The sequence below is a fragment of the Algoriphagus alkaliphilus genome (assembly GCF_900103735.1).
GTDB lineage: Bacteria > Bacteroidota > Bacteroidia > Cytophagales > Cyclobacteriaceae > Algoriphagus > Algoriphagus alkaliphilus.
This window is the reverse complement of sequence record NZ_FMXE01000030.1, coordinates 37621-63817: the sequence shown is the minus strand read 5'-3', so window position 1 is coordinate 63817 and position 26197 is coordinate 37621. Positions and strand designations below refer to the sequence as shown.

At 44.4% G+C, this 26197-nt stretch carries 25 protein-coding genes and 1 pseudogene; 10 read left to right on the top strand and 16 right to left on the bottom strand.

All coding sequences use genetic code 11. The annotated features are described in order from the left end of the window. The first annotated feature begins 244 nt into the window (after positions 1-244). On the top strand, positions 245-2569 hold the full coding sequence (locus tag BLQ81_RS17360; RefSeq protein ID WP_139183662.1) for a hypothetical protein: 2325 nt from the start codon (positions 245-247) through the stop codon (positions 2567-2569). A 389-nt stretch (positions 2570-2958) separates the two neighbouring features. Here BLQ81_RS17360 and BLQ81_RS17350 read toward each other — a convergent pair whose 3' ends face one another. From BLQ81_RS17350 to BLQ81_RS17340, 4 genes are all read right to left on the bottom strand, one after another. Continuing rightward, a complete protein-coding gene (locus BLQ81_RS17350; protein ID WP_092732758.1) occupies positions 2959-3540 on the bottom strand; it encodes an RNA polymerase sigma factor in 582 nt (193 codons plus the stop codon). Positions 3541-3606: 66 nt separating this feature from the next. After that, on the bottom strand, positions 3607-3777 hold the full coding sequence (locus tag BLQ81_RS22365) for a hypothetical protein (RefSeq protein WP_175454266.1): 171 nt from the start codon (positions 3775-3777) through the stop codon (positions 3607-3609). 203 nt (positions 3778-3980) lie between these two features. Then, on the bottom strand, positions 3981-4613 hold the full coding sequence (locus BLQ81_RS17345) for a response regulator (protein ID WP_092732755.1): 633 nt from the start codon (positions 4611-4613) through the stop codon (positions 3981-3983). A gap of 75 nt (positions 4614-4688) precedes the next feature. Further along, the gene (locus BLQ81_RS17340) at positions 4689-7685 is read right to left on the bottom strand and encodes a ligand-binding sensor domain-containing protein (RefSeq protein ID WP_092732752.1); all 2997 of its coding nucleotides are present in this window, start codon (positions 7683-7685) and stop codon (positions 4689-4691) included. A gap of 159 nt (positions 7686-7844) precedes the next feature. Between BLQ81_RS17340 and BLQ81_RS17335 the strand changes: the two genes are divergently transcribed. The 6 genes from BLQ81_RS17335 to BLQ81_RS17310 are packed head-to-tail and all read left to right on the top strand — an operon-like array spanning position 7845 to position 11954. Further along, entirely contained in the window at positions 7845-8357 is a 513-nt protein-coding gene (locus BLQ81_RS17335) for a hypothetical protein (protein ID WP_092732749.1), read from the top strand. Between the two features lie 42 nt (positions 8358-8399). Further along, positions 8400-8993 (top strand): S41 family peptidase, encoded by a 594-nt coding sequence (locus BLQ81_RS17330; RefSeq protein WP_092732746.1) that lies wholly within the window; start codon positions 8400-8402, stop codon positions 8991-8993. Then, positions 8987-9244 carry a hypothetical protein gene (locus BLQ81_RS17325; RefSeq protein ID WP_092732743.1) on the top strand — a complete coding sequence of 86 codons (258 nt, stop codon included), beginning with the start codon at positions 8987-8989 and terminating at the stop codon, positions 9242-9244. Before BLQ81_RS17330 ends, BLQ81_RS17325 begins: the two co-directional genes overlap by 7 nt. A gap of 10 nt (positions 9245-9254) precedes the next feature. Continuing rightward, entirely contained in the window at positions 9255-10088 is an 834-nt protein-coding gene (locus tag BLQ81_RS17320; protein ID WP_092732740.1) for a hypothetical protein, read from the top strand. Positions 10089-10094: 6 nt separating this feature from the next. Then, positions 10095-11141 (top strand): S41 family peptidase, encoded by a 1047-nt coding sequence (locus tag BLQ81_RS17315; protein WP_092732737.1) that lies wholly within the window; start codon positions 10095-10097, stop codon positions 11139-11141. 15 nt (positions 11142-11156) lie between these two features. Next, entirely contained in the window at positions 11157-11954 is a 798-nt protein-coding gene (locus tag BLQ81_RS17310; protein ID WP_092732733.1) for a glucose 1-dehydrogenase, read from the top strand. A gap of 203 nt (positions 11955-12157) precedes the next feature. Here the strand turns inward: BLQ81_RS17310 and BLQ81_RS17305 are convergent, their stop codons facing one another. The 5 genes from BLQ81_RS17305 to BLQ81_RS17285 all read right to left on the bottom strand — a co-directional run bounded on the left by BLQ81_RS17305 (position 12158) and on the right by BLQ81_RS17285 (position 16062). Then, a complete protein-coding gene (locus BLQ81_RS17305) occupies positions 12158-12688 on the bottom strand; it encodes a dihydrofolate reductase family protein (RefSeq protein ID WP_092732730.1) in 531 nt (176 codons plus the stop codon). 153 nt (positions 12689-12841) lie between these two features. Further along, positions 12842-13276 (bottom strand): DUF4345 domain-containing protein, encoded by a 435-nt coding sequence (locus tag BLQ81_RS17300; protein ID WP_092732727.1) that lies wholly within the window; start codon positions 13274-13276, stop codon positions 12842-12844. 8 nt (positions 13277-13284) lie between these two features. Then, entirely contained in the window at positions 13285-13977 is a 693-nt protein-coding gene (locus tag BLQ81_RS17295) for a hypothetical protein (RefSeq protein WP_092732724.1), read from the bottom strand. 22 nt (positions 13978-13999) lie between these two features. Further along, positions 14000-14611 carry a c-type cytochrome gene (locus BLQ81_RS17290; protein WP_092732721.1) on the bottom strand — a complete coding sequence of 204 codons (612 nt, stop codon included), beginning with the start codon at positions 14609-14611 and terminating at the stop codon, positions 14000-14002. A gap of 176 nt (positions 14612-14787) precedes the next feature. Next, positions 14788-16062, bottom strand: coding sequence for an alkaline phosphatase family protein (locus BLQ81_RS17285; protein ID WP_245693295.1), 1275 nt, complete (start codon positions 16060-16062; stop codon positions 14788-14790). 192 nt (positions 16063-16254) lie between these two features. Here BLQ81_RS17285 and BLQ81_RS17275 point away from each other — a divergent pair, with 192 nt between their 5' ends. Next, positions 16255-17133 carry an SMP-30/gluconolactonase/LRE family protein gene (locus BLQ81_RS17275; RefSeq protein WP_092732715.1) on the top strand — a complete coding sequence of 293 codons (879 nt, stop codon included), beginning with the start codon at positions 16255-16257 and terminating at the stop codon, positions 17131-17133. 119 nt (positions 17134-17252) lie between these two features. On the opposite strand, the pseudogene BLQ81_RS22800 reads toward BLQ81_RS17275, so the two are convergent. The 3 genes and pseudogenes from BLQ81_RS22800 to pheS all read right to left on the bottom strand — a co-directional run. Beyond that, positions 17253-17429 (bottom strand): annotated as a pseudogene (locus BLQ81_RS22800) (type II toxin-antitoxin system RelE/ParE family toxin); the annotation flags it as partial. A gap of 136 nt (positions 17430-17565) precedes the next feature. After that, on the bottom strand, positions 17566-17784 hold the full coding sequence (locus BLQ81_RS17265) for a hypothetical protein (protein WP_092732712.1): 219 nt from the start codon (positions 17782-17784) through the stop codon (positions 17566-17568). A gap of 212 nt (positions 17785-17996) precedes the next feature. Then, on the bottom strand, positions 17997-19025 hold the full coding sequence (gene pheS / locus BLQ81_RS17260; protein WP_092732709.1) for a phenylalanine--tRNA ligase subunit alpha: 1029 nt from the start codon (positions 19023-19025) through the stop codon (positions 17997-17999). 177 nt (positions 19026-19202) lie between these two features. On the opposite strand from pheS, the gene BLQ81_RS17255 reads away from it, so the two are divergent. After that, positions 19203-19763 carry a fasciclin domain-containing protein gene (locus BLQ81_RS17255; RefSeq protein WP_175454265.1) on the top strand — a complete coding sequence of 187 codons (561 nt, stop codon included), beginning with the start codon at positions 19203-19205 and terminating at the stop codon, positions 19761-19763. Positions 19764-19832: 69 nt separating this feature from the next. Here the strand turns inward: BLQ81_RS17255 and BLQ81_RS17250 are convergent, their stop codons facing one another. The 3 genes from BLQ81_RS17250 to ytxJ form a co-directional block, all read right to left on the bottom strand. Next, positions 19833-20399 (bottom strand): BF3164 family lipoprotein, encoded by a 567-nt coding sequence (locus BLQ81_RS17250; RefSeq protein ID WP_092732706.1) that lies wholly within the window; start codon positions 20397-20399, stop codon positions 19833-19835. A 420-nt stretch (positions 20400-20819) separates the two neighbouring features. Next, positions 20820-23708 (bottom strand): TonB-dependent receptor, encoded by a 2889-nt coding sequence (locus tag BLQ81_RS17245; protein WP_092732701.1) that lies wholly within the window; start codon positions 23706-23708, stop codon positions 20820-20822. Between the two features lie 127 nt (positions 23709-23835). After that, positions 23836-24171, bottom strand: a complete 336-nt coding sequence (gene ytxJ, locus BLQ81_RS17240) for a bacillithiol system redox-active protein YtxJ (RefSeq protein ID WP_092732698.1) — start codon at positions 24169-24171, stop codon at positions 23836-23838. An 80-nt stretch (positions 24172-24251) separates the two neighbouring features. On the opposite strand from ytxJ, the gene BLQ81_RS17235 reads away from it, so the two are divergent. Continuing rightward, positions 24252-25646, top strand: a complete 1395-nt coding sequence (locus BLQ81_RS17235) for a DUF4403 family protein (RefSeq protein WP_175454264.1) — start codon at positions 24252-24254, stop codon at positions 25644-25646. A 50-nt stretch (positions 25647-25696) separates the two neighbouring features. On the opposite strand, the gene BLQ81_RS17230 is transcribed toward BLQ81_RS17235, so the two are convergent. Further along, positions 25697-26188, bottom strand: coding sequence for a HEAT repeat domain-containing protein (locus tag BLQ81_RS17230; RefSeq protein ID WP_092732692.1), 492 nt, complete (start codon positions 26186-26188; stop codon positions 25697-25699). Between the last annotated feature and the right edge of the window lie 9 nt (positions 26189-26197).

Below are 26197 nucleotides of genomic sequence, written 5' to 3'. Positions count from 1 at the left end.
TGGTTTCCCGCGAGCAGCGAATTCCAATCAATCCGAGAACAGGCGAACCTGGCGAATGGCCTGCGCAGCGATCTCCAACCCGAAAAGGTGGGATGAATTAATATATCTCTCAGACACGAAAAGGCTTTCTCTTCACAGAGAAGGCCTTTTTTTTGCCCTTTGATTTTTTTTCATGGTGGAGCAACCTCCCCCTGCCTTTTTCCATCCTCCAGGGGAAATACTTTTCACTAAACCAACTCATACAATGAAAATTAAATTTAGTCAATTTGCATTACTGCTTTTTGCTATTATCACATTAGCCGGCTGTCAGGAACAAGAGAACGACCCAATCAATCCTCTGACAGCACATGCCGGTGAGGAAACTGCAGGTTTTGTAGGCTATTCTACGATTCTAGATGGCAGTCTTTCGGCCAATTCTACTGGAAAACCATTCACCTACAAGTGGGAAGTTACTTCCAGACCTACCGGTGCCACTGTAACTATTGAAGGTCAAGAAGAAGTATTGGCCAAATTTTATGGAAGCCTTCCCGGTGAATACACCGTCAAGCTCACTATTTCCTACCTTACTTGGCAAGACACCGATACGGTCATCTTAACCCTAACTGCTGATGCTGAACCCAGCCTGCTGGCTGTGGCCGGGGAAGACCGTTTTCAGGAAATCGGAGGTGCCATGGCGCTCAACGGTTCAGCTTCTGTACTTAATGGTGCCTCAGTCCAAATCCTCTGGGAGAATGTATCCAAACCTCAAAACAGCACAGTAACTATCCAAAACCCAAGCCTGCTGGAGACTTCTTTTAATCCAAGCATAGCTGGAGAATACCTGTTCAAACTCTCCCTTACTTCAGGAGTATTGAAGTCACAAGATCTTGTAAAAATCACCGTCTTGGAGGGCGGTTCTAATCAAGGTCCGATCATCATCAATGCGGATATTCTTCAAGACCGAACTTTGACCAATGTCTTCGTAACAGAGTCGGATAAGCTGGATTACCTCGTGACCAAAGATGTGGCTGTTCGTGGTGCCAAACTGACCATTGAGCCTGGAGTAAGGATTGGATTTGAGGAAGGAACCGGGCTGACCATAGCCGAAAATGGCTCAATGAAAGCTTACACCCTGCTTGTTGATACCTCGCCTATTGTTTTTCAGGGAAAAGAGGCTCAGAAAGGTTATTGGGACGGAATTCAGATTTTATCACAAAACCCAGCCGAATATATCAGCGGAATCGTAATCCGAGACGCGGGAAAGCTTGGCTATGGGCTCAAGGTAGGTTCGGGCTCCAAACTTTACCTGACCTTATCACAAATCGAGAAAAATGCCGGCGTAGGGATCCTGTTTGAAATCGGATCTATGATCACCGAATTCAAATCCAACAAAATCAAGGAAAATACGGCAGCTCCGATGCGCATCCCTGCCCGACTGATGGAGCATATTTTCTGGGATTCGGTGATCGAGGGAGGAGCAATTCAGATTACCGAAGGAAAAATCTTAAGCGGTTTGGAAAATTTCTGGCCTAACTATGCGGTAGGTTATGACATCATCGAGGACTTGGTGATATACAACGGTTCGAGCTTGGTTTTAACTGTTGGCACAAAACTGAATATGGGGAATGATAAAGCCATTCGTGTCATATCCGGATCAGTTCTCCGGATTTTGGGAGAGGCAAATAATCCCGTCATAATTGAGGGGAAAAACAAATCCAAAGGGGCATGGCGAGGAATTTTTATCGAAAATTCTCAGATGAGGGTGAGCAGTATCGGATTCGCAGAGATCCGACATGCAGGTAGTACTGCCATAGCCGGACAGTCCGCAGCTACTATCAAACTTGGAAACGGGGGCAGATTAAAGCTTTTCAAAACCACCCTTGACGAAGGAAAAGGAATCGGATTGGAAGCTGCGGCAAGTACGATGATTTTAGAAATGGCGGACAACACGATCAAGAATCACCTTAGCTATCCTATCTCAGTTACAGCACAAATGGTAGAACACTTGGATTACCTGACCCGATTCGAAAACAACGGAGTAAATGAAGTTGCTGTGGATGGGTTCAATGCTTTGGCTAAAGACGGTGGAGAAATCATTTGGAAAGGCTTTGCGGAGCGTATTCCGTATGTGGTCAAGGGGCTTGGAAAAGACCTACGTATCCAATCTGGCATGCGCATCAAGGCCGGGGTGGTGATCAAGATGCAGGAAGGATCCAGTATCGATGTGCAGGATGCCAATGGAAGGCTAGCCTATCTGAATATCGAAGGGGTGGCAGGAAATCCCGTGATTATCCAAGGCGTAAATGACACCGCCGGATCTTGGTACGGCATCACCTACTCCACCAATCACGCTCAGAATGTGATCAATCAAGCTATCATTCGAAACGCCGGTAAAACCATGTCCAACAATTTCTCTGCGGCCATCACCGTAGACAATGTGCCCCAGGGTTCGCTGCTGCTCCAGAACACGCAGATCATCAAATCCGGTCAGCACGGGGTAGCGATTACGAGACAATTTTCAGACTTTTTGAGAACAAGCAATTTGACTTTTGAGAGTATTCCCGGCCAGGAGATTTTTGTCTGGCAGTAAATTTGAATTTTTTTTACCACGCCTCTGCCTTCGGGCAGGGGCATTTTTTTTGAAAAATTCCAGGGTCCGAATTTTTCATTGAGTCCCTAGACTGATAAAGAGAGGCTAGTCTTTGAATCTCCCCTGTCCTGTAAAATCCGCGCAAATCCGCGACTTTTTCTGCGATAATCTGCGGGAAATTGACATTGCCCAATTTTGAATGCAAAGAAAGATCCTTTAGCTACGGAAAGCTGGGTGGCCTACATCTCCATGCGGTTTAACAAGTTTAAATCCATTTTTTAAAATCCCACAAACAATTCAAAAGCCCACAAATAGTAAATCCGAGAACTCCAAAACAAAGTCCTCGGATCAAAAATTAAAAGCTAAAAAAGTATGGCTTATTGCCCAATTCAATTCTGTCTTGGACCCAATTGCAGCAACCGCTGTAGCTGTACACGAGCACGGCTCAATTGTGATTTGGACGTGTTCTCTGAAATACACAGACGCTTTCCAATCTCTTCGTGGCTCAGTCCCTCCAATACAAACAGCTCAAATACACGGCGATACCCCATCGGTAAAAGCTGCATGGTCTTGAGTAAGTCTTCCCAATGAAGCGGATCCTCAGGCCCAGCCTGATTCGCGGGAGAGTTTATTTTGTCAAGGTCAGTTTGGTTTTTCCAGTGAGCCTCTTTTTCCAAAGCCATGAGACATTCGTTGACTACAATTCTCCTGATCCAGCCCAAGAAGCTCCCTGTCTGCCGAAACTGTCCGATCCGGTCGAAAACCTTTCGGAAAGCCACGAGAAGTACATCCTCGGCTGCAGCGGAATTCTTCATATATCGCAGGCAAATCCCCAACATTTTGGGGTAGAGCCTGTCAAAAAGTTCTCGCTGAGTCCGGGGATTCTGAGCCAAACAGCCTAAAAAAAGCTGGTCAATAGGTAATGGGGAATAAGAAGCAGTGGATTGCCGGTTTGCCAAAGTAGTTTTCATAATAGATAGTTGGATAGTTTTCAAAAGTTGGTGTCATTTTCAAAAGGGCTTTGGCTGATAGCGTTTTCACGCTTTTTGCCTGGGTTGAGATGCCTCTTTTACCTCACATGAATGTGTGGTTTTTTCGGCCAAAATCTGTTGATCCTTTGCAACTGAATGGGAAGAATTGGAGTCCTGTCCCCCAATACAGACTGTCAATGCCCAAAGCATCAAAGTGATTTTCCAAAAAGTTTTCATAGTCTTGATTATCAATAATTACAGGACAAAGTTGCCTCAATTATCATCACCCGTAAATCACATAAATGGGTGGAAATTAGAAGGGTATAGGCTCAATAAGTCAAAAAGATGTGAGTCGGAATGGGAAAAAAAAAGGAGACCTTCCAGCTTTTTGAAAAGCTGGAAGGTCTGGATATGAATCGGATCCTAAGATATCATTCGTGTTAAATAATCTTGTCCCTAAATGCCTTTGCTACAGCTTCACTTTTGGAATTGACATGAAGCTTCTCGTAAATCTTTTTGATATGGGACCGTACCGTATCCATGGCAATAAACATTTCCGAAGCGATCATTTTATAGGAATATCCATTCACCAGCCACTGCAGCACTTCTTTTTCCCGGTCGGTAAGGTTGTAGTCATTTTCGACGGCAGGCTGGATCTGGGAAAACATTTTCAATACTTGGGCGGCAACCGAAGAAGTCATCGGAGCTCCGCCTGTGGAGGCTTCTTCGATGTATTCGAGGAGTTTGGCCGGAGGGGTCTTTTTCAGGATATAGCCATTTGCTCCGCTTTTCAAGGCATCAAAGATATTTTGGTGGTCGTCAAATACAGTCAACATCAGTACCTTCACCTGGTCGTCGGTTTGCCGGATGATTTTCAGTCCTTCCAGGCCATTGACACCAGGCATATCGATATCCATCAGTACCACATTGGGGCGAAAAGTCTTAATCTCATGGGCCACGTTTGCGCAGTTTTTGAATGATGCCAACACGCTAAATCCTTCGCTGCCATCGATCAGCATGGTCAGACCCTCTCGGAGTTGGGGATTGTCTTCGTAAATCAGGAGCTTAATCATAGAAATTGGGGAGTTTAGCCATACAAAATTAACTTTCGGCCATATGGCCATCAATCACATAATGAAGTGGTTTTGTCATAGGTTTACTTTGAGAACCAATTCGGTGCCTTGACCGGGTTCTGTTTTTATTTCCAGATTTCCCTGAAGATTAATTGCTCTTTTCTTCATGTTTTCCAGGCCGTTTCCTTCCTCCAGATCCTTCAGATCAAAGCCTTTTCCATAATCCCGAATCCTCATAGTGAAAAAGCGTCCATCCAGACCAAAGGAAATAAATACCCGTGATGCTCCGGAATATTTGGCGGCGTTATTGATCCCCTCCTTGAAAATCAAAAACAAGTCACGCCTGGCATCCATACTCAGTTTCATCCCCAGCACCCGATCATCGATTTCCATGGAAAACAGAATATCCTTACTCTCCAGCACCTGATTTGCAAATTCACGCATTCTGGCGATGAGTTTCTCCATGGAATCATTCTGTGGCTTAATGCTCCAGACGATATCATCCATGGCCTCCATCATTCGCTGGCTGTTTTCGGAGATTTTTGAGATGTATTCGCTCGATTTGGCAGGATCCGTTCCAAGTTTGGTTTTAGCCATTGAACTCAGGATATTAATCGTGCTGAGCGTAGATCCCATATCATCGTGAAGGTCACGGGCAAGTCGGCTTCGGAGTTTGACCACGGCCAAAATCCTGTTGACATGCAATCGGTAGATTAAGCCTATAATCCCCAAAAAGATCAGGCCCATGAGGGCCTTGAACCACCAAGTCTGAACCAGACTGGGCCGAATCTCAAAATCATATCCAGCTGCCTCCGAAAAAAAACCAAACTCATTGCCTGCTCTCACTTCAAAGCGGTAGTCACCGGGCGGAAGTAGGGAATATTCGGCCTGAAAATCGGATTTGGCCTGAATCCAGTTGGGATCGGCCCCCACGAGACGATAGAAATATACAAACCTGTCCTGAATCGGGAAATTGAGTAAGTTGAAATCGAAGGCGATGGTATTTTGAAACGAATCGAATTTCTTTTTTGAGTTTTCAATCGTCCCGTCACCTACATACTTTCCAAAAAGAGAAACTCCTGTGATGGTGGGTCTCGGTGGTGGTAAATTGCGGTCAAACTGCAACGGATCAAATATCAGAATTGCATTATTACTCACAAAAGCCAGTTGCCCATCTGAAAATCTGGTCCCGGAATATCCGTCACTTGGAAGCTGATAGAAAAAATGGTTTTTCCCAAAGGAAGAAAACGAATTGCTCAGCGCATCAAATCTGGTCATACCATTTGGGGTATAAATCCAAACCAGCCCGGACTTATCCGACTCGATATGTGAGATGACATTGCTTACCATACCGTCGGAGTAGGAAAACACCTGATTTTTCCCCGTCAAGACATTGTATTTATTGAGTAGCTCGAAACCCATCAGAAAAATACTGTCGTTGAGCTGATAAATTTTCTCGATTTTATTGGAGCTGAGAATGGTCTGATCGAGGTGCATCAATACCTTCCCTTCTTCCAGGTCCAAAACATACACGCCATCGTGTACGGTGGTCACCCACAACTTCTGGTCTTTACTTACGATCAGCTTGGGGATAATTCCGCCCAAATTTCTGATTCGTTGAAACCCTGTCAAATCCAGCCCTCCTCCGGAGTAACGAACGATCCCCCCTCGTTGGGTGCCAAACCAAAGGTGACCCTGAGCATCCTCGGTAATGGTACGGATGGTGGACCCATCAAAAGCATCAGGACGAATCCAGGTAGACTTTTTTGTTTTCAAATCGACTATCTGAAGATTTCCAAACTGGAGGCCTACCCAGATCAATCCTCTTTTTTCATCATAGTGTAAATCCCATACCTGTCGGAATTCGACAGATTTGGGTTGATTATGTTGAAGCCAACTTGAGTTTAGTTCACCTGTTTGAGGTTTGAAAAGCCGAAGACCTTTCCCCCAGCTTCCCACCCAAATGGTAGTATCCCCTTGGTAAATAATCTCTCGGATTGCCTGTAATTCATTATTGCCATCACCTGTGTCCAACTTCTGGAAATAGATGTCAGGTGTCTCAAAATGCAAAAAATACAAGCCCTGATCTGTCCCCAACCATATCCCTCCGGAAACATCCCACACCGCCTGAGTAATTTTGTCAAAGTTCAGATCAGACTGGACCAATTTATTAAACTTACCTGAGGATCGGTCAAAATCTGCCAAAGTCTGAATTCCATAGCGCCATACACGATCCCCCGGAAGTACGATCATCCCATATGCCTCTTGGTAGTTGTCATTTCCCGGGTCAATCTCCGATTTGTGATTTTTCCAGATTTTGGTTTTTGGGTTGTAAGACAAGAGAAACTCATCGGGAGCCCAATAGTTGACCCAGATCAAACCCTGTCCATCCACATAGGTATTGACCACATATCCAAAATCAGGACGGTTCAGGATTTCCAACTTTAAAGGGTTATAGGCAGAAGTGAAAATCTCCATTAGCTCAGGATCATAGACCGCAATCCCCTCAATGCAACTCACCCAATATCGCCCGTCAACATCCTCAAAAACAGAGTTAGGACGCCATCCGTCGGGAATCTTGATCAAAGAATTTTGATCACTGATCAGACCTGTTTTGGGATTTAACCAAAGGATTTTATGCCCTTTTAACACCACAAATACATTTCCCTTTCTATCCATCCAGAGAACTTCATCTAGGGTCGAGCCCCGATTTTTTTCAAAAGAAAAGGGCGTAAACTGCTCCGTTTCGGGAACATAGATCCCATATTCCTGGCCCACTCGGAGCCACATTTTGCCGGATTCATCCTCTTGAATTTCATAGACAGGAAGGCTGGGCTGAGTGACGCCGTCAATTTTGATCTGGTAAGTCATAAACTTACGACCATCGAATCGCTGCAGGCCATTCGGAGTCCCGATCCAAAGAAAACGGTTGTGATCCTGGTGAATGGTCAGTACCTGATTGGCAGAAAGCCCTTCTGCCAAGCCAAATCGATTGACAAAAAAGCGCTTGGTCTCCGCCACAAGCGACATTGCAACGAATAGTAGAAGTCCGAGGAAAAGTAGCTTTTTCATGTTTGACTACCTAAAAATAGGGGATTCGCTGACATCTTGACTCTTCCATTCCCTCTAAATCACATGAATATGTGGCTGACCATGAGGCAACCTGATCTCCTGCTTCTTCATCTAGGGGATAGAAAGCAAGAAAGTAATTTGCACTTAATCCAAAAGTCAATGAATAAATTATTTACCCTAATATTGGCATTAGAGACACTTTTGCCTTTTTCCCATGCACAAACATTGCAGCCCGAACACCTGAAGGGGGACATGGAAGTCTTCCGTGATGCCTTGGAGCGTTTCCATCCGGAAATGTACCGATATACAGATGCGGCGTCTTTTGAAGATATCTTTTCAGAAATAAAAAGCCAACTTCATCAACCGAGGAATCAGTTGGAGTTTTATAAAACCATGCTGCCTGCAGTGGCAGCCTTGAAGGATGGCCACCTCAAATGGATCATTCAAGGAGAAGATCAGCATTATGGAGTTTTTGAATCGGATCTGTTTCCGTTGAGGCTCTATTTCGAGGCCGAAAAAGTGAGCGTGTTGGGGCATTTTTCAAACGAATCAATCCCAGTACTTGCCGAGGTGGTCAGCATCAATGGTCGGTCAATCGCATCAATCCGAGCCTCGATCTGGAAAAACCTGACCTTCGGAGATGGGAATAGTGAGGGAGGTAAAAGATATTAGCTCAATCGGTTCTTTTCAGCCCAATTTGCCTTGGAGTATGGGGTGTCAAACCTCTATGAAGTAGCGCTTGTCCACCAAGGCAAAAGCCTGATCTGGACTGGAAAAGGTGTCGAAAAAAGCCAAATTGAGGCAAATTACCCCTCAGAAGACCAGCCATTTTCTTTTCGGATGACCAACGGGTGGACGGGAATTATGAAAATCAACCGTTTTTTTTCCTACAAGCATGAGCCGAATTTCAAGCAGTTTTTGAAAAACTCTTTTGAATCACTTAAGGATGCCAACATCAGCAACCTCATTCTCGATTTGCGTGGAAATGAAGGAGGGTTTGAAAAGCTGGGAATCGAACTTTACAGCTATCTCGCGCAGGACAAGTTTGAGTACTACGACTTTGTCAAGACCAGTAAAAATCAAAAAACACCCTATCCAACCCAAACCTCAAAAGTCTTCCGGCTATTGAATTCTTTTTCAAAAGAAAAAAACGGAAAAGTCCACTTCACTAAGGCTCCCGGTCTGAAAACTTACACCCCGCACAAAAATCGATTCGACGGAAATCTCATCGTCTTGCTGGATGGACAAAGTTTCTCCGTGACCACGGAGTTTGCTGCACGCGTGCAGGCAGACGGGCCCACTTGGTAGGGGAAGAGACTGCCGGAGGAGCTGAGGTAAACAGCAGCGGATTTTTCACCATTGTTACCTTGCCTCATTCCAAGATTGATCTGGGCATTCCCAGACTGGGATTCCATGTGGCAAATCTTAATCCAGCCATGCCTAAAGACCGGGGGATCATCCCGGAGCATTTGGTGAGTCCTACGGCAGAGGACATAGAATCAGGCAAGGATCCGATTTTTGAAAAAGCGCTTGAATTGGTCGTCAGACCTAATCACTAAATCCACAACTATGAACAAATTATTCAAAAGCCTACTGGCAGCGGGATGCTTGCTTGGAGGAACCATCCTTGGATTTTCACAAACTCAAAAAGAAAATCCGGGGGCAGAATTAACCGTCACTTACCTCAGAGGAACGCAAAAATTGCACGACCTGCAGGCCTCACCGATGATATATTTCACCGACTACAATGGATTGAATCTGGACTATAAACGGATGAAAGGACATAATCGCTGGGAGTTTGGTCTGGAAGCCAAAACCGGATCCATGCGTGCTCCAGCCTTGGGAGAGCGGGAATTTCAGTTTGAAGAGGGCGGAGGAGGCTTTCTTCTCATTCCTTCCCAATATTTTGGTGAGATCAGAGCCGGCTACCAACGTAGTCTGAGCCAAAGAGAAAACCTCGAGTCCTACTTGGGCATCAGTCTTAGGGACCAAGTTCATTATGCAGATGGCTTAGCAATGAATACCTGGGCGATGAACCAGTTGGGCTTGGCCATTCGCTATACACACTTGGTGAAACTTGGCACTAGACATCAGATAATAGGAGATGTCCAACTTCCTATTATTTCCATCATCGCCAGAATGCCCTACAGCAATGTGGTCTCACAACCTGAAAAATCACAATTCAAGACCTTTTTGAAGGAAAGCACGGTGACCACTGCCCATGAGCTGCAGCAACCCGAAATCCGGGTAGCCTATCGGTATCGCTTGGCCCATCGAAGCAGTCTTGAGCTAAATTATGCCTATGACTGGATGCATTATTCCAAACCCCAGCCCATCAAAAAGACCAATCATGAACTTGGACTTTCATGGGTGTATCATTTTCAATTTTCCCACATCAACTAATACGCAATGAACCGATTTATCAAAACTTCTTTTTTCACCAGCCTGCTTGTCTATGGACTCGGGCTAGTATCATGTAACGAACTGATGCTGGGAAAAGAACCCAGCCGAATCCCGATTTCGACCTTCGAATACCTATGGTCAACGTTTAATGACCACTATGGGCTTTTTGAAGTCAAGCAGTTGGATTGGGAAGAAATCCATGCGGAGTTTTCTGGACAAGTAAGCAATCAAATGAGCGATGATGAGCTCTTTGACGTATGTTCCGAAATGCTTTCCAGACTAAATGACGGACATGTGTGGCTTGTCAAGCCCAATCCGGGGTTTCGTCGCTTTGACAGTGGGCCGAGTTATCCCGAGGGTACTTTTGATCTGGATCTGATCCGGGAACATCTTTCAGAGGAAACTTTTTTTGGTCCCACAGAAAATCCCTTGGTACTCTTTGGAAGATTTAAAAATACCAATATTGGATACCTGTATCTGGATCATTTGGGAGAAGCTCCCGGTTTTTATGAGAAACATGTGAAAACTGCTTTGGCGGAATTGGCTAATACGGATGAATTGATCCTGGATGCCCGGGGAATCGAGGGAGGAGACGATCGATCCGCTCAGGTTGTTGCTAGCTTTTTTGCCAAAGAAACAAAGCTCTATATGAAAACCCGCTTCAAACAAAGTGCAAAACCCGCTGATTTTTCCAACTGGATTCTTTGGGAAGTAAATCCCAAATCAGGGGCCTATACCAAGCCGGTGGTTTTGCTAACGGATCGGGGGACAGGCAGTGCAGGGGAGACATTTACCCTGGCTATGCGGCAAAACGAAACCGTTGAAATCATCGGTAACTTTACGTATGGGGCATTTTCGGATAATCCAAAGTGGGAGCTTCCAAACGGCTGGATTGTCGCCATGAGCACGGGTGATTTCAGAGACCAAAATGGCAATAGCTATGAGGGAATCGGACTGGAGCCGGACGAATTGATAGCGAATACTCCCGGAGAAGTGTCAGAAGGCACAGACCGTGCATTGACCAGGGCTTTGAGTATCTTGTTGGGAAATTAAATTAGCTGACTTTTTATGGGAAGACTGGAAAATAAAATTGCCCTGATAACAGGCGCTGCCCGAGGAATAGGTGAAAGTATTGCCCGGGTTTTTCATCGGGAAGGGGCGAGGGTAATCCTCTCTGATATTCGGGATGAGCAAGGAAAAGTCCTCGCCAAAGAACTCGGAGAGATGGCCTGCTACACGCACTTGGATGTAAAAAATGAAGGAGAATGGCAGTTGGTTTATGAAAAGCTCCTACTGGAATTTGGAGGGCTGGATATTCTGGTAAATAACGCCGGAATCACAGGTTTTCTGGAAACTACAGGTCCCTTTGATGCTGAAAATCCCGATATGGAATCCTTCGATGAAGTGATGCGGGTCAATCTCAACGGAACTGTCTTGGGCTGCAAATATGCCATTCCGCTGATGAAACGAAAGGGAAAAGGAAGCATCATTAATATCTCCTCACGTAGCGGAATTGTGGGTATTCCCGGTGCAGCTGCCTATGCGGCAAGCAAGGCAGGTGTGAGAAACCACACCAAATCGGTAGCACTTCGTTGCGCTGAAAAGCGCTACAATATCCGCTGTAATTCCATTCATCCTGCCGCCATCATGACTCCGATGTGGGATGCCATGTTAGGAGAAGGAGAAATCCGGGAAAAAATCATCAAAGATGTTGAAGCAGGAATTCCTCTTGGTCACTTTGGTGATTCGGAAGATGTGGCATTCGCGGCTTTGTATTTGGCCTCGGATGAATCCAAGTATGTGACCGGAATAGAGCTCAATGTAGATGGAGGAATATTGGCGGGCTCGGAAGCGAGGCCGGAGTGATCTTATACTGATCCTAGATTATGCGTTTATTTGGCTAAAGCCCTGCAATGAACCGATCAAATATCCCATTGGATCTGATCAGGAAAGGCGGTTTTTGATCGGGGCTTTGGCCAAACTTTTTTACAGCCAGGAAAACAAATAACTCCCAGCTAAATGAATGAATTTTTATCCTTTTGGTTTTTCAACTTTAGATCAATCGATTTTCAACAAACGACCCGATAGTGTAACTGTACCAGTCCGGAAGTATAGTTTTTTGAACTGACCAACTCGAGCTTTTGCTCAGCAACTCTTCCCTGAAATAAACGGATGCCTTCTCCGAGCAACACCGGGATGTATGAAATAATCACCTCATCTAATAGTCCATCTTCTAAAAATCGATGGACAGTCTGAGCTCCTCCATCTACAAAAATATGCTTCCCGGTCCTAGTTTTTAGCCTGGAAACCAATTCCGAAAGGTTTCCCGAATAAAACTGAATCGTACCAATCGGGTCTAATTTTTCCCGGGTCAAGACATAGGTTTCTTTTCCCTGATGTGGAAATTCACTCACCTGCTCCATCACCCAATCATAGGTCCGCTTACCCATAATGACCGTGTCGATTTGATCATAAAACGCTCCATATCCATAATCTTCTCCTTCTTGGGCTACTGCATTGAGAAAATCTAAATTGTCTCCGGGTTTGGCAATGTAGCCGTCCGCACTGGCAGCGATGTAAAGAATCGTTTTTCTGTTCATATACTCTTTGATTTAGGGCCAATTTTCCATTTAGTTATACGCGAGATCAGGGAATATTTTGGCCTTGCCACCATGCCCTTTTTCTGATTAAACTAATGACAAAAAGCCGCCCGGAAATTTATTCCAGGCGGCTGATTGATTTTCACATAGCAATCAAAATTTATGCTGAAGCACAAACTTTTGCTTTCTCCTGCTTGAGTTGAGCTGAATCCATAGCCCCAATCCAATCAGAGCCATGATCGACTCGATCATCAGCCATTGATTACCAAAATCTCCAAGTGGGCCATCCGAAATCAAGGTGATTAAGCGAGAAAAAGCATAGGCACCCCAAAAAATACTCAAGAATCCTGCTCCTTTTTCGGGATGCTTGATCAGCAGATACAGGATGCTCAGGCAAATCGTCAGACCGACGCCTCCATAGACTCCACGAATCGAGCTCAGGGCGTCCGTATTGTTCAGGCTCACACCTACCAAATCCATGACTGATTGTGGGTCAAACAGGGCCATCACACTCACCGAAAGAAGTGAAAGGATGGAAAAGCCCAGGTATATTCGGGTTACAATCACCCATTTTGTTACATTCTTCATTGCCCTCTTCAGTTAAATGAACAATAATTTTGGTAGTACAGGATATGGTTTTCCAGATCCATTAGTTTTGGCTTGGGAAGCCCTGCCAAATGGGGACAATCTCCGAAGAGGAAAGTGAATGCCTTTTTATAGTTTCCTTTTTTCACCTTAAGCAAAGGCGCTCCATTTTTGGAGATAAAATAAGCTCTGTGCTTATCTCCTGTCCAGGTGATCAATTCTCCTTCAAGGGAGCTTGTTTTTCTTGCAAATGGATCATAATACGCCTCAAAAATGGTATCAAAATCCGGGTTGAGCAGTTGAAGCAAAAGCTCCTTTTCCCCATTGATGCTCGTATTTCGATAGATGATGAAGTCTTTGGGCTTGGCAGTGGGCTGATCCTTGGATAGTAATTTTTTTACCGAGGAGCCACGCTCGGAGAAATACTGAAGTCGCACGGCCCCGTTTATCGCCACGGCAAATTCCTGGATTTCCTCTGCTCTCAGGGTATGTTTGATCCCTTGAGTATCTTCCATTTTGACTTGATTGATACCACGACCGCTGTTGGTAGAGCGGATGGTACCTTCGACCACTTGTCCGGATTTGAGGAGAACATACCCTTTGTTGGAAAATGGAACTTCCACTATGGGTTGTTGCAATTGCTGGGCACATAAATTCCCGTTCATTGCCAGGAATAAGAGAAGTATTGCAAATGTATTTTTCATTGTTGGCTTAGTTTAGAAAGTACTATTGGGCCGAAGCACTGAGAGGTGGCATGGGTTCCGGTACCACATTGTCAATGGGACGGGTGCTTTTGAGGTACGCAAAAACCGCCTTGATCTCCTCATCCGTCATGTGACGAAACATCTCATAGGGCATAGGAGGGAGCATTTGACGGTTACTTTTAATTCCTTTTGATTTGCCGTCACGAAGTGCGGTGAAAAACTGCTCCTCGGTCCAATTGCCAATACCCGTAGCATCTGAAGTTATATTGGAGGCAAAAGAAACACCCCAAGGGCCAATCCACGCGGTAAGGCCTTGCGTAGCTGCCACGCCTTTCGACTCCAAATCTTTCCGATCCAAGTCAGGAATAGGCTGTTGGGAAGGATGACCGGAGAGGGCTCGATCCATATCCAATTCGGGCCCCATCGGCCCCATCTTTCTGGGTGTATGACAGTCGTGGCAACCGGCGATAGTGACCAAATGCTGTCCAAGCGCCGCCTTGGCAGCAAATTCAGAAAGAGTAGCCTCAGCGGATTCCGTCTCGGTAAGTTTGATGTTTTCGGCAGGGGATTGACATGCTGCTACCGTGCCTATCAATCCTGCCACGCTCAAGAAAAGTTTAAATTGATTTTTCATATGTTTATAATTTAATTTTATTGGTCAGATAGAATGCCCTGATCCCCGATAGCTATCGGGGCATCCCCCTGTAGGAGAACCTTTTCTCATGGGCATTTCATATAACTTGGGATTTGAATTTCCCAAGGGATGGAAAAAAACTTGTGCAGGTTGCACGAAAAAGGTTCAGCCCAGAATTATTTTTTACTGAGCTTCCACGCATTCAAAGAATTAAGCTCACCCTCAATCAAAATCTTAAAAAACTTCATTTTGGAAATCCAGTGTGGCAATTCATAGTATCCTGCCCCAGCCTGGACCTCGGCTAAAAGTATATACTCATCCAATCCTCCATGGGCAAAATTATTGGTTGGGCTCCAGTAGATGTTTACTTTTCCTGAGTTATCCACAGGCTTCCAGACCAACCTTTGGCTTTTCTTTTTCCCGATCAGGTCTGCATTTTCGATAGAAATTTTACCAATGAGAGATACTCCGTCCAATTCATTTTCCCTTTCCTCAGGGACCACTAAATTGAAAAACCGCAGAAAGGATGGCAAAATATCCACAATGGCCGCATTGCCGGAATGAAATCGTTCATTGAGACTTTTGGCGTTTGTCACCATCCAGATTTCGCGCTCGGAATTGGATTGTCCGCCATGATCTTTGCCCTCGGGTTCTTTTCGTCCATGATCAGTCGTCACCCAGATCAGCCAATCCTCTCCGAATTCCTTCTGACGATACTGCACCGCTTCCCACACTTTCCCAATCTGTGCATCTGCCAGTCGGATAGCTTCTTCGAGTTGTGGGCTCTTTCCGAATCGATGCCCCATATCATCTGTAAACTGCAAATACACCCAGCTTAAATCCGGGCCATCTGACCTCAAAAAAGCGGAGGCTTCATCGGATACTCTTTCATCAATATCCCGGATGTATAGGTGTTCCTCATCATGTGGATAAGTAAGCGTATCCAGCTCCAAACCATCGAAGGATTTATCCAATTTCAGAAAGCCGGTCTCCGGTAAATTTTCTCCCAGCAATTTGGCCCGGTTGTCTTGCCAAGTTGAAAAAATGGCTGTTTTGGCGTCCAGTCGGACCTCCTTCAAAAACCGAAAAATAGTCCAATAATGGTAATTTGGATCCTCAATTCCATTGCCCCAAACATTGTGCTTATTGGCCCAAGTGCCAGTCAGGAGAGAGTTGTAGCCCACTGCCGAAATGGTCGGTGTCTGAGAGTAACCGTCTTTTTTCCCTCCGGTAAAGGCTCTTGCATAACCGCCTATTTCAGCGATTTGATCGAGATTTGGAGTCTCGACACGCTCTAATTCCGAAGCCGGGATTCCATCCAGAATGATGAAAATCGTCTTTTTATCCTGGGAAAAGCCAAAAAAAGAAATACAACAAAGAAAGAGCGTCATTCCAATTGAAGTCCACCCCCCTTTGTTTTTTATGTTAATTTCCGGAAAGAAATGGAGCATGGGCTGGTATTTTTCAACCAAAATAAGCGGAAGAATGCAGACTAAATTTACCAACATCTCATTTTTTTTGGTAAAGGGATTGGATCAGGTAATAAATAAATCAATTTGTTATTTTATTTCAGAAATTATGTGGGAGATTACTTTTGCTGAGCAAGTAAGCAACCATGATATCAATCTTTAAACCATATTACCTTGGAAAACCCTGTCCTTAAAACGATCTCCTCCCAATGCTTTCTAGGTGAAGGCCCGCTTTGGATAGCTGATTTGGGTTGCTTTTTCTGGGTGGATATCGAAAAGGGGAATCTTCATCGATACCATTTAACTTCCGAAAAACCGGAAATCAGGCATTTCCCGCATTATTTGGCGGTGGTTCTGAAAGGTCAAAATGGAAAATTGATTTTGGGTTTGGATCGGAAACTGGTGTGGTACGATTGGGAGACTGAGGAAATCGAAAAGTTGTGTGAAGTGGAGACTAATCAGCCCTTACACCGCTTCAATGACGGAAAGGTTGATTTTAAAGGTCGGATTTGGATAGGGACACTAAGCACCAAATTCACAGATCGTGCAGGTTCCCTTTACCGGATTGATTCCAAACTCAAACCCGAAGCACAACTGAACAACCTGACCATCCCCAACGGGATGGCCTGGACTACCGATGGGCAGACCTTTTACTTTATTGATACACCTACGCGGAAGATTCAAGAATTTGCTTTTGATGCCGAGTCGGGGAGGATTAAGTTTCGACGGATTGCAGTGGAGATCCCGGAGGACTTGGGCTTTCCGGACGGGATGTGCATCGACAGAGAGGGAATGCTTTGGGTGGCGCATTATGGAGGTTCGGGTGTCTATCGCTGGAATCCCAAAAACGGGGAGCTTCTGGACAACCTCGAATTGCCGGTACCTCATGTGACTTCCTGTTGCTTTGGGGGTGAAAATCTCGATGTGATGCTGATCACCACCGCACAGGAAAATATGACTGAATCGGATTTGAAAAAATATCCACAGAGTGGGGATGTGTTTTTGGTGAAGATGGAAGTGGGGGGATTGGAGACGAATCGGGCTTGTTTTTGATAATTTCTCACAGATCTCCACGGATGAACACAGATTATTAACAATTACATATTCATCTGTGAAAATCTGTGCTATCTGTGAGAATAAAAAAAGACCAACCTTTCGAGTGATTTTTCAGGCTACAAGTCCTTTATCAACTTTTCTAGGTCCTCTACGGAAATCGATTCTCGATCTGATTTTGAATAAATTGTGATCAGGAAGACTTCTTGGTTGATCACCTTTACCATTGTGATCACTCTTGCTCCCCCTGATTTTCCTTTACCCGTAGAAGTAATTGCAACCCTAATTTTAAAAAGATTATTTCCTAGCGGTGTTCATTGGGAGGGGTTACTTTCCAAGGATTCAATAAGGTTAAATAAGTCAGATTTAAGAGAAGAGTGCTTCTTTGCTAATTGCTTGAAGTTTCTCTGAAAAGTATCTGATAAAAGTATTTTAAAGCTCATCCAAAAATGTTCTTGCCTCTTTTAGTTTAATTTTTCCCTCCAAGTGATCTTTCACTTCTTTCAATCCTGCTTCGATGCTTTGTAGGATTTCTTCTTTGGTAGGCTCTTCAAAATCCTCCTGAACTTTGATTTTGATAAAATCAAGACTTCTAATGAAGTTGAGGAAGGCTGAAGCCTTTTCACTATCGATTTCTAATGTAATTTTCATACAGTTAATTTAAATCATTTTTTATGGATTTCGCCTTTTTCTCAACAAACGATGAAATAGGCTTGTTTTTAAATGTTTCCCACGGATTCTCACACAAAAAGAACTCACATTTTTTCCCAAAGAACCTTATCAGTGAAAATCTGTGCCCTTATCCGTGGTGATCTGTGGGAAAACAAAAAAGCCAATCTCTCGATCAGCCTTTTTCAATTTCTCTATAACAACGGCCTGAATTGACTCAGGAAGCGCACATCATTTTCTGTAAACAAGCGTAGGTCTTTGATCTGATACTTTAGCATTGCAATCCGCTCAATACCCATTCCGAATGCAAATCCGGTATACTTTTTGGAGTCAATACCACAGTTTTCCAAGACGTTTGGATCGACCATTCCACTGCCTCCGATCTCTACCCAACCGCTTCCTTTGCAGACATTGCAGCCTTTTCCTCCGCAGATCAGGCAGGAAATATCGATCTCAGCACTGGGTTCGGTGAATGGGAAAAACGATGGTCTGAATCGCACTTTAGTTTCCTTTCCAAACATCTCCTTGGCAAAGTGGTAAAGCGTATTCTTCAAGTCCGCAAATCCTACATTTTCATCCACATAGAGTCCTTCCACCTGGTGGAAAATGCAATGAGCACGGGCAGAAATCGCCTCGTTTCGGTACACACGACCCGGAGATAGCGTCCGAATCGGAGGCTTTTGGTTTTCCATCACCCGCACCTGCACAGATGAAGTGTGCGTACGAAGTGCGATATCGGGATTTTTTTCAATGAAAAAAGTGTCCTGCATCTCACGTGCCGGGTGATTTTCAGGGAAATTCAATGCCGTAAAGTTGTGCCAGTCGTCCTCGATCTCAGGCCCTTCGGAAAGGTTGAACCCGATGCGCTCAAAGATCTCGATGATGCGCTGACGGGTAGCGGTAAGTGGATGGATTCCACCCAAAGGATAATTGGAAGGAGGCAAAGTCAAGTCGATATCGGCAGATTTTGACTTTTTGTTGCTTGAAGAAACTTTCTCAATCAGCTCCTGAAACTTCTCCTCAGCCAATTGCTTCACTGAATTGACTACCTGACCGTAGGTTCGCTTTTCCTCATTCGGGATCTGTCCCATCGCTGCAAAAAGCTCCCCAACGACACTTTTTTTGGAGATAAACTCCATTCGATACGCTTCAAGTTGGTCAGGGGTAGTCGCGTCGGCGGCGGCTATTGCGGCTTTGATCGCTTCGATTTTCTCTTGGTACATGGCTGCAAATTAATCCAGCCACAAAGCTATCAATTTTGAGCTTTTGGGAGCAAAAGTCAACATGTAACTCTTTGCTGCCTTATCATTTTTTCAAAAAAATCTGAATCTCACTCAATCCACCTGCGAAATCTCACACGTAAGTGCATCCATATCAGAAAAACCAAAACAATAAAACTTATGAACAAATTATTCAAAATGGCTTTCGCAGCCTTCGTATTCCTGACAGCAAATGCTGCGTTTGGCCAAATGGAAAAAACAGTAGAAGTGGGCGGCGCGCCGATGTACCCTTCTAAAAACATCGTGGAAAATGCAGTAAACTCCGCAGACCACACTACTTTGGTAGCAGCAGTGAAAGCTGCAGGTTTGGTAGAGACATTACAGACTGCAGGTCCTTTTACAGTTTTTGCCCCTGAGAACTCTGCCTTCGCAAAACTTCCAGCAGGAACAGTTGAGACACTTTTGAAAGAAGAGAACAAAGCACAATTACAGGCAGTATTGACTTACCACGTGGTAGCCGGTAAAATGGGTTCCAAAGAAATCGCAGCTGCGATCAAAGCTGGAAATGGCAAAGCAACATTGACCACTGTACAAGGTGGAACGTTGACGGCCTGGATGAAAGGCAAAGACCTTTACATCACGGATGCAAACGGTGGACAGTCTAAAGTTACAATTGCCGACGTTTGGCAGTCAAACGGTGTGATTCACTCCGTGGATAGCGTGGTACTTCCTAAGATGTAATTGAAAGAATTCTTTCAAAACATTTAAAAAACCTGCTTGAATTGATTCAAGGAGGTTTTTATTTTTTTCCTAATTTTTAAGCAGTTCTTTTGGAATATCGAACACTGCGATGCCAGGGTCTTCGTCTGTTGTGATTCCGTGGATTTTGCCTAAGGATTCGTCTACTGTAATACTTCTTACGGATCGATCTAGATCTAACTTGGCGACCATATCACCTTTAGTTGTGAGGACATAAACAGTCTTTGCGATGACATTTGTTTGCTGAATATGCATTTCATTATACCCCCCGTAAAGATCATAAATGTATGATTTTCCAAATGCAATGTCTCGGTGACCATAAGCTTCTTCAGGATTAAAAATTAACGCTGAATTTGCTCCTGATCCTGAAATCTCAAATTTTGGAAGCTCTAATCGTGGACCGTCAACAACCACAAATTCTTTGGTTTGATAGTCAAAAATTTCGAGCCTATCTCTGAAGATACTTGCCTTTACAAAGAGTTTCTTGTCTGGACTTGCTCTGAACCACCCTTTATTCAGTGTACCTAGTAAATAATTGTCCAAATCCGATCTCGAGGGAATTTTCTCCCATTTTCCATAACCTGCTTTTCTTTTTCCTTCGCTGTCTAATTCAATCAATTTGTTTTCATCTGTGGGTCAGAAAATACCTTGACGATCCGTACAACCTGAAGAATTGGCTTGACAACAAATGTGATCACCCTAGTAAAGGACCTGCCCCCTGAGCATTGGAGTCAGTGCTGTTGAACATGAAGGCTACCCCAAAACAAAATAGCCCTCAGATTAATAATTTTTTAATCTTTCTCATAAATATGAATTTTTAGCGGTTAATAATTACGTCAAGTTTAAAATCTATTTTCTTAACCACTCTTAAAAATACAGGACTGGTTTTTTTTTGCAAAAGGCGAAATAGTAGTATAAAGAAGGTTTTAATACTAATTCCGAATGGAATGTTGTCTTTTTGAAAACGCATAAAGCCTGCTGAAATATCTCAGCAGGCTTTAAGTATTATTTCTGACTTCTAAATTCTCACTTCACTCCTTACCAAGTTCGTCCCCCACCACCCGGTCTTCCCATTTGCCAAGGCTGCTGAGGCGCAGCCTCCGGCTGCTTGAAGTTGCCGAGGATATATGTGAAAGTCACCATGCCATAGCGCGTAAGGACATTGGTGAATACATCGGTCACTGCAACATCTGAGATGGTCCGTGTGATGCTGTTATTCTGATTGAGTAAGTCAAAGATCACTGCTTTTAGCTCTGCCTTATTGTTTTTTGCAAAGCGAATTCCGCCCTCAATATTCCACAGGAAGAAGTTCTGATTGAATCCTTCGGAAAGGCCTGTATAAAGCGAATGAGCAACATTGTTTCCCATAAAGTACTTACCATTTTGGGAGGAGAAGTACAGTCTGATGTTGGATTCCTGCTGGTAGAAATTATTGTTCAGATTTTGCTGAAGCGAAGAGTTTACGATGTTGTATGAACCTGTGGTGCTGATCGAGAAGTCCACGTTTTGGCTGATATTCGAGCTTAGCGTGATTCCCTGGCTAAGCGTAAGGTTGTCGTTCAAGTTACTTTCACCATTGATAATACCGGGAATCCGGTTGAAGCCTATTCGGGAATTGGTGTTGAATTGAGATTTGATCATTTTGATCGGAGCACCATAGGTCATGAAGACTGAAGCCCGGAAATTACCTTCCAAATTGACGGGGCTGGAGATTTGTCCACCCGGACGAAGGAGGATTTCACCATTGATCAGGGTGTCCCGGACTGCAAGGAAGGTACTGTTTCCGATGAAGTTTTTGGTGGAAGAATAATTTGCAAAGGTGAACAGTGTGCGGGATTTCTCCGGATTCACCTTGCTGATATTGATGAATATGTTGTGGTTGAAGCTTTGGCCCAGGGAAGGATTTCCTACCCGGAGGTTAAGCGGATTTTGGTTGTTGACCACGTTCTGAAGCTCTGCCACACTCGGTTCGTTGGTATCTGTGCGGTAGCGCATTCTCCAGCTAAAGCCTGTTTCCCGATTTCGGAAGTTGACATTTGCACTGGGCAAAATATTATTGAAGGATCTTTGAAAAACCCCCGGATTCGGAAAAAATGCCTCATTATCCAATCTGGCATTTTGGTAATCAAGGTTAAGGTTGACGTTCCAGCCCTGATTATTGTAAGCATAGCCTGACCGAAGTCGCTGCGTGATGAATTTGTTGTCAAACTCATTGGAAAGTGCCGTGTCCAGAGCGTAAAGATTTTCCTGATTGAGAACTCGTGTTTTCTGATCAGCCCGTGTTTTGTTGTTGGCAATTTGGTAGCCAAAAGTTCCGATGGATTTTTCGCCTAGCGGCTCAGTCCAAGTGGCGTTCATTCGGTAGTTAAAGCCATTGTTGAGCGAGTTGGTCTCTTGATCAGCAGTGTCGACCAAATTGCGACGGTAATCCTGACTAGCCGCCAAAAGAGTTGAAAACTGATCCCGCTTGTTCCATGCTGTGAAAATATCCGTCGATAGCGTCCTTCCTCCTTTATCGAATTTGTAGCGGTAAGTGATGTTGTTGGAAATGTTGAACGCCTTAGTCTCTGCATCGGCGATAGATCTCAATGCGGAAAGTGAGTCACCGGCATTTGTGGTAGTCAAAGCGTCTCGATCACCAAAGGTTCTGTTGGTTTGGAAAGAGATATTTGGGGTGATGATTATGGAGTTTTTCTCATTCAGATCTGCCTCAATTCTGGCATTTGCCCGGTGATTGTTATTGTCCACGGTATTAATCAGATTCTCCTGGTAAATCTGCCGAAGATTTTCATTGACAACAGTTTCGCGATTGGTAATCTGACGAAGTGAGTTGGTCGTGTTGTTGAAGAAATAACTACCCGAGAAATTGACTTTTTGACCCCACTTGTCCGAATAGTTCAAGCCTATTGCATTGGTAGAAACGATCCCACCAGAATTACCTACGAAGAAATTATTATTTCCTCCCCCACCAAAGCGACCACCGCCACCGGGGCCTCCACCACCGGGACCTCCACCACCGGGACCCCTTTGACCTCCGCCGCCACCGGTATTTGCCGTTATTCCGGCCAGGTCTTGACTGGAGAAATTTTGCTGGTTGATATTATTGAACAGTCCCAATACCGAAATTCGCTTATCCCCCTTGAAGAAGTTTAAACTACCCCCCGCTGCATATCGATCATCTGTTCCATATCCGCTATACCATCGGCCAAAAGAACCGTTTTTCCTATCTGATCGAAGGATAATGTTGATCGTTTTGGTGTAGTTGCCATCATCAAAACCAGTCAAACGGCTTTGATCTGAGCGCTGATCCAAGATTTCTACTCTGTCAATCGCATCGGCGGGGAGGTTTCTCAAAGCGATGCTTGGGTCATTGCCAAAAAACTCCCTTCCGTCCACGAGGAAGCGCTGTACTTGCTCTCCCTGAGCCTGCACTTGTCCGTTTTGAATCGTAATTCCGGGCATTTTCCGGATCAGATCTTCCGCCTGCGCATTGGTTTGGGTTTTGAAAGCATTCGCATTGAAAGATGTGGTGTCGCCGCGCTGCTCTCCGACCGGAATCTGACCTTCGATGAGCACTTCCCCAAGTACTTTGGTATCTTCCAGTAAAATCAAATCCCCCAAAGCGACCGCCTGCCTGATCTGGTGAATAATTGTAATGGTTTTATAGCCTATAAAGGTTATTTCCACCTTCACAGATGGAATATCCGGTCGGGCAATTTCGAATGCGCCGTTGGCCCCCGTGACAGTTCCTGTCAAAAGTGAATCAGTAACGGTCTTCACCAGTACGTTGGCTCCGATCATCGGAACATTGGCTACACCGTCGATTACTTTTCCGGTGAATTTTCGCTCCGGTCGGTCTTGCCCGTAAGCTGAATAAGCCAAAAAAAGGCTAAAAATCAGTGGAATTAATGCGTATAGTTTCTTCATAATCAGTTCAAAATTCAATTCCTTTGACTGAGTGAAAAAGGGAAAGGTTTAACCATGAATCACCCTAAAACGGGAGTGGCCCCATAGGGGGATAAGTGGTTTATTTCCCTTTTAAAATTTAAAAACTCTAAACCTGGGCCATGATTTCAGGATATGAAATCCCATAATGACTAGTATCGTATACCGATTGGCCATTTCTGATAATTATCACCTGCGGGGACTCATGAGGAATATTAAACTCCTCTTCAATTTGATTTGACAACGAACGATTGGCAATCAAATCCAAAAAGTATGGCACAACTTTAGCTTCATCGGCAGTTTTCCAATTGCGCATCAGGCGATCGAGCGAAATACTGCTCACGGAGCATCGGGTGCTGTGCTTGAAAATCAAAACAGGTTTTGTTACACTCAAGGCCTTGATCTCTTGGATTTGAGCCGCAGTGGTCAATTTATTCCAGTTCATAGTCGTGATTAATTACTTTTGGGGCAATTGTTGCAAGAGCGAAATAGTTCCTCTTTGAAACCGATTTAATAACAATGAAAATGCAGAATAGTGCCAAATCATTTTTTTTCACGAAGCTAATCTTGGGAGGCGTGTTGCTTTCGGGTGCTTGTAAAAGCTTGGATCCAAACTTGATCCCGGCTACAATACTTGTTCCGGCTGCATATTCAGAGGTGAATGTTCCGGTTCGTATACCCCTAGGCACCTTGGAAAACCTGCTCAACCAGCGCATTCCTCCAGTTCTTTTTCAGGAAAAGGCAATGGATCTCGGCAATGGAATAGTCGGAGATTTGAATTTTTCCAGAAATGGAATGACAAAAATTCAACCGATAGACAAAGATAAAATCCAAATCCAGCTTCCTATTCGTATCAGAGGCGAAGTTGGACTGAAGCCGGGGGGATTGCGGAATCTATTTCAATCAAAGGTCCCTTTGGACCAATCCTTTGCTCCTGTTTTCCTGATCAATCCCATAGTCAATGAAAACTGGTCAATGGGGATTTCTGAGTTTGAACTGCTGGACTTAGGGGGAAAAATGAGTTTTAATGTCTTGGGGATGGAACTTGATTTGAGCCAAATGATCCGAAATGAAATTCGGGATTATGCGGCAACTCATCTGACTTCCAAACCGGATCTTGTCCGATTAAAACCCTTGGTTGATCAGATTTGGAATGAAGTGGGGCAACCTATCTTTATGGACTTCCAGGGTAAAAAAATGGCCTTTTCCATTCAGCCTGATTCGGTGAAACTGTCCGAAAATTTTTCGCCAAATGAAGGATATCACCTCAACTTGGGAATGAAAGGAAAAGTGAATCTGCATCCGGCTGATGCCGCACCCAGCAGGCCCTCACCATTGCCTAAACTGACCGAGAATAAGAGTGCGAAAAATACACTCGAAATCCTGATTCCTCTTCGTTTGACCTACGCTGAAATTGATGAGCTCCTGCGGGAAAATTTTGGAAACCAGACCATTCGGGTCAATAAGACGACGGTATTTCGGCCTGACAATTTCAAGTCCCAAGCCTATGGAGAAAAGCTTGGAATCAAAATGGATTTTCACGCAGAGCAAAGCAATGGGAAGCAAATCAAGGGAATATTGTTCTTGGTAGGTTTGCCGGCCTTTGACAGTAAGGAGCAGGTTTTGATTTTTGATCAGGTTAATTTTCACCTGGCAAGTGACAATCCCAAAGCAAAGACCGCAGCAGCTTTGAAAAAGGGTAAAATCATCCGTCAGCTCAATCAAAAGCTTCGTTTTCCAATGGCCGAAGTATTGGCTGAAAGTTTAGGAGGGATTCAGGAGCGACTTGCTTTTGAGACGCCTATTGCCGATCTCAGAATCATCGAATTGAAAATTTTCCCCGGTGGATTCTATACGACTCCCTCCGGGCTGGAGATCCAGTTAAAAGCAACGGGAAAGTCGGACATCGAATGGAAATAAAAAAAGCTGCCCCTTTGATCGGACAGCTTTTCAAAAGTTCATGAGTTTGATTACTTCATTTTTTTCATCATCTCTCCCGCCACAGATTTGATGGTTTCATCCAGAAAATTTTTGGAGATTTTATCAATCTTGGATTTTAGGTTTGATTCCAGTTTACTCGCTTTTGCAGAGAGTAAGCCAAACTTGACCACTGAAGGATCTTTGTCCTCAAGAGAATGATTCAAAATAGCCTGTGCACCGGCTGAATTGCGTTTTTGTGCGCCATAGGCTGCGGCTACCCGAATGGGAGCAGAACCGACCGTTGCTGCATTTTCCAGAATCTTATCCGCTTCATCGCCCTGAATAAACCCAACCAAGTAAGCTGCCTTTATTGCCAGGTTTTCATCGCTGCTCGCCACCAATTCCTTCAAAAAAGGAAGTGCATCCTCTCCAAATTTCAAAGCGGCTGCAGGATAGTCCAATTCATCCTGCCGGAGAAAGGCCAGGAGTTCGTTTGTCGAAGAAGCTCCGTGGTTACTCCCTGTTGTTCGTCGTTGTGCCATGATATTTAA

Coding starts and splice junctions, on each gene's coding strand:
- BLQ81_RS17285 (WP_245693295.1), bottom strand. CDS start 16,062: ATGCTCCATTTCTTTCCGGAAATTAACATAAAAAACAAAGGGGGGTGG.
- BLQ81_RS17265 (WP_092732712.1), bottom strand. CDS start 17,784: ATGAAAATTACATTAGAAATCGATAGTGAAAAGGCTTCAGCCTTCCTC.
- BLQ81_RS17320 (WP_092732740.1), top strand. CDS start 9,255: ATGAACAAATTATTCAAAAGCCTACTGGCAGCGGGATGCTTGCTTGGA.
- ytxJ (WP_092732698.1), bottom strand. CDS start 24,171: ATGAACTGGAATAAATTGACCACTGCGGCTCAAATCCAAGAGATCAAG.
- BLQ81_RS17345 (WP_092732755.1), bottom strand. CDS start 4,613: ATGATTAAGCTCCTGATTTACGAAGACAATCCCCAACTCCGAGAGGGT.
- BLQ81_RS22365 (WP_175454266.1), bottom strand. CDS start 3,777: ATGAAAACTTTTTGGAAAATCACTTTGATGCTTTGGGCATTGACAGTC.
- BLQ81_RS17350 (WP_092732758.1), bottom strand. CDS start 3,540: ATGAAAACTACTTTGGCAAACCGGCAATCCACTGCTTCTTATTCCCCA.
- BLQ81_RS17255 (WP_175454265.1), top strand. CDS start 19,203: ATGAACAAATTATTCAAAATGGCTTTCGCAGCCTTCGTATTCCTGACA.
- BLQ81_RS17290 (WP_092732721.1), bottom strand. CDS start 14,611: ATGAAAAATCAATTTAAACTTTTCTTGAGCGTGGCAGGATTGATAGGC.
- BLQ81_RS17300 (WP_092732727.1), bottom strand. CDS start 13,276: ATGAAGAATGTAACAAAATGGGTGATTGTAACCCGAATATACCTGGGC.
- BLQ81_RS17230 (WP_092732692.1), bottom strand. CDS start 26,188: ATGGCACAACGACGAACAACAGGGAGTAACCACGGAGCTTCTTCGACA.
- BLQ81_RS17245 (WP_092732701.1), bottom strand. CDS start 23,708: ATGAAGAAACTATACGCATTAATTCCACTGATTTTTAGCCTTTTTTTG.
- BLQ81_RS17340 (WP_092732752.1), bottom strand. CDS start 7,685: ATGAAAAAGCTACTTTTCCTCGGACTTCTACTATTCGTTGCAATGTCG.
- pheS (WP_092732709.1), bottom strand. CDS start 19,025: ATGTACCAAGAGAAAATCGAAGCGATCAAAGCCGCAATAGCCGCCGCC.
- BLQ81_RS17310 (WP_092732733.1), top strand. CDS start 11,157: ATGGGAAGACTGGAAAATAAAATTGCCCTGATAACAGGCGCTGCCCGA.
- BLQ81_RS17315 (WP_092732737.1), top strand. CDS start 10,095: ATGAACCGATTTATCAAAACTTCTTTTTTCACCAGCCTGCTTGTCTAT.
- BLQ81_RS17360 (WP_139183662.1), top strand. CDS start 245: ATGAAAATTAAATTTAGTCAATTTGCATTACTGCTTTTTGCTATTATC.
- BLQ81_RS17295 (WP_092732724.1), bottom strand. CDS start 13,977: ATGAAAAATACATTTGCAATACTTCTCTTATTCCTGGCAATGAACGGG.
- BLQ81_RS17335 (WP_092732749.1), top strand. CDS start 7,845: ATGAATAAATTATTTACCCTAATATTGGCATTAGAGACACTTTTGCCT.
- BLQ81_RS17305 (WP_092732730.1), bottom strand. CDS start 12,688: ATGAACAGAAAAACGATTCTTTACATCGCTGCCAGTGCGGACGGCTAC.
- BLQ81_RS17235 (WP_175454264.1), top strand. CDS start 24,252: ATGCAGAATAGTGCCAAATCATTTTTTTTCACGAAGCTAATCTTGGGA.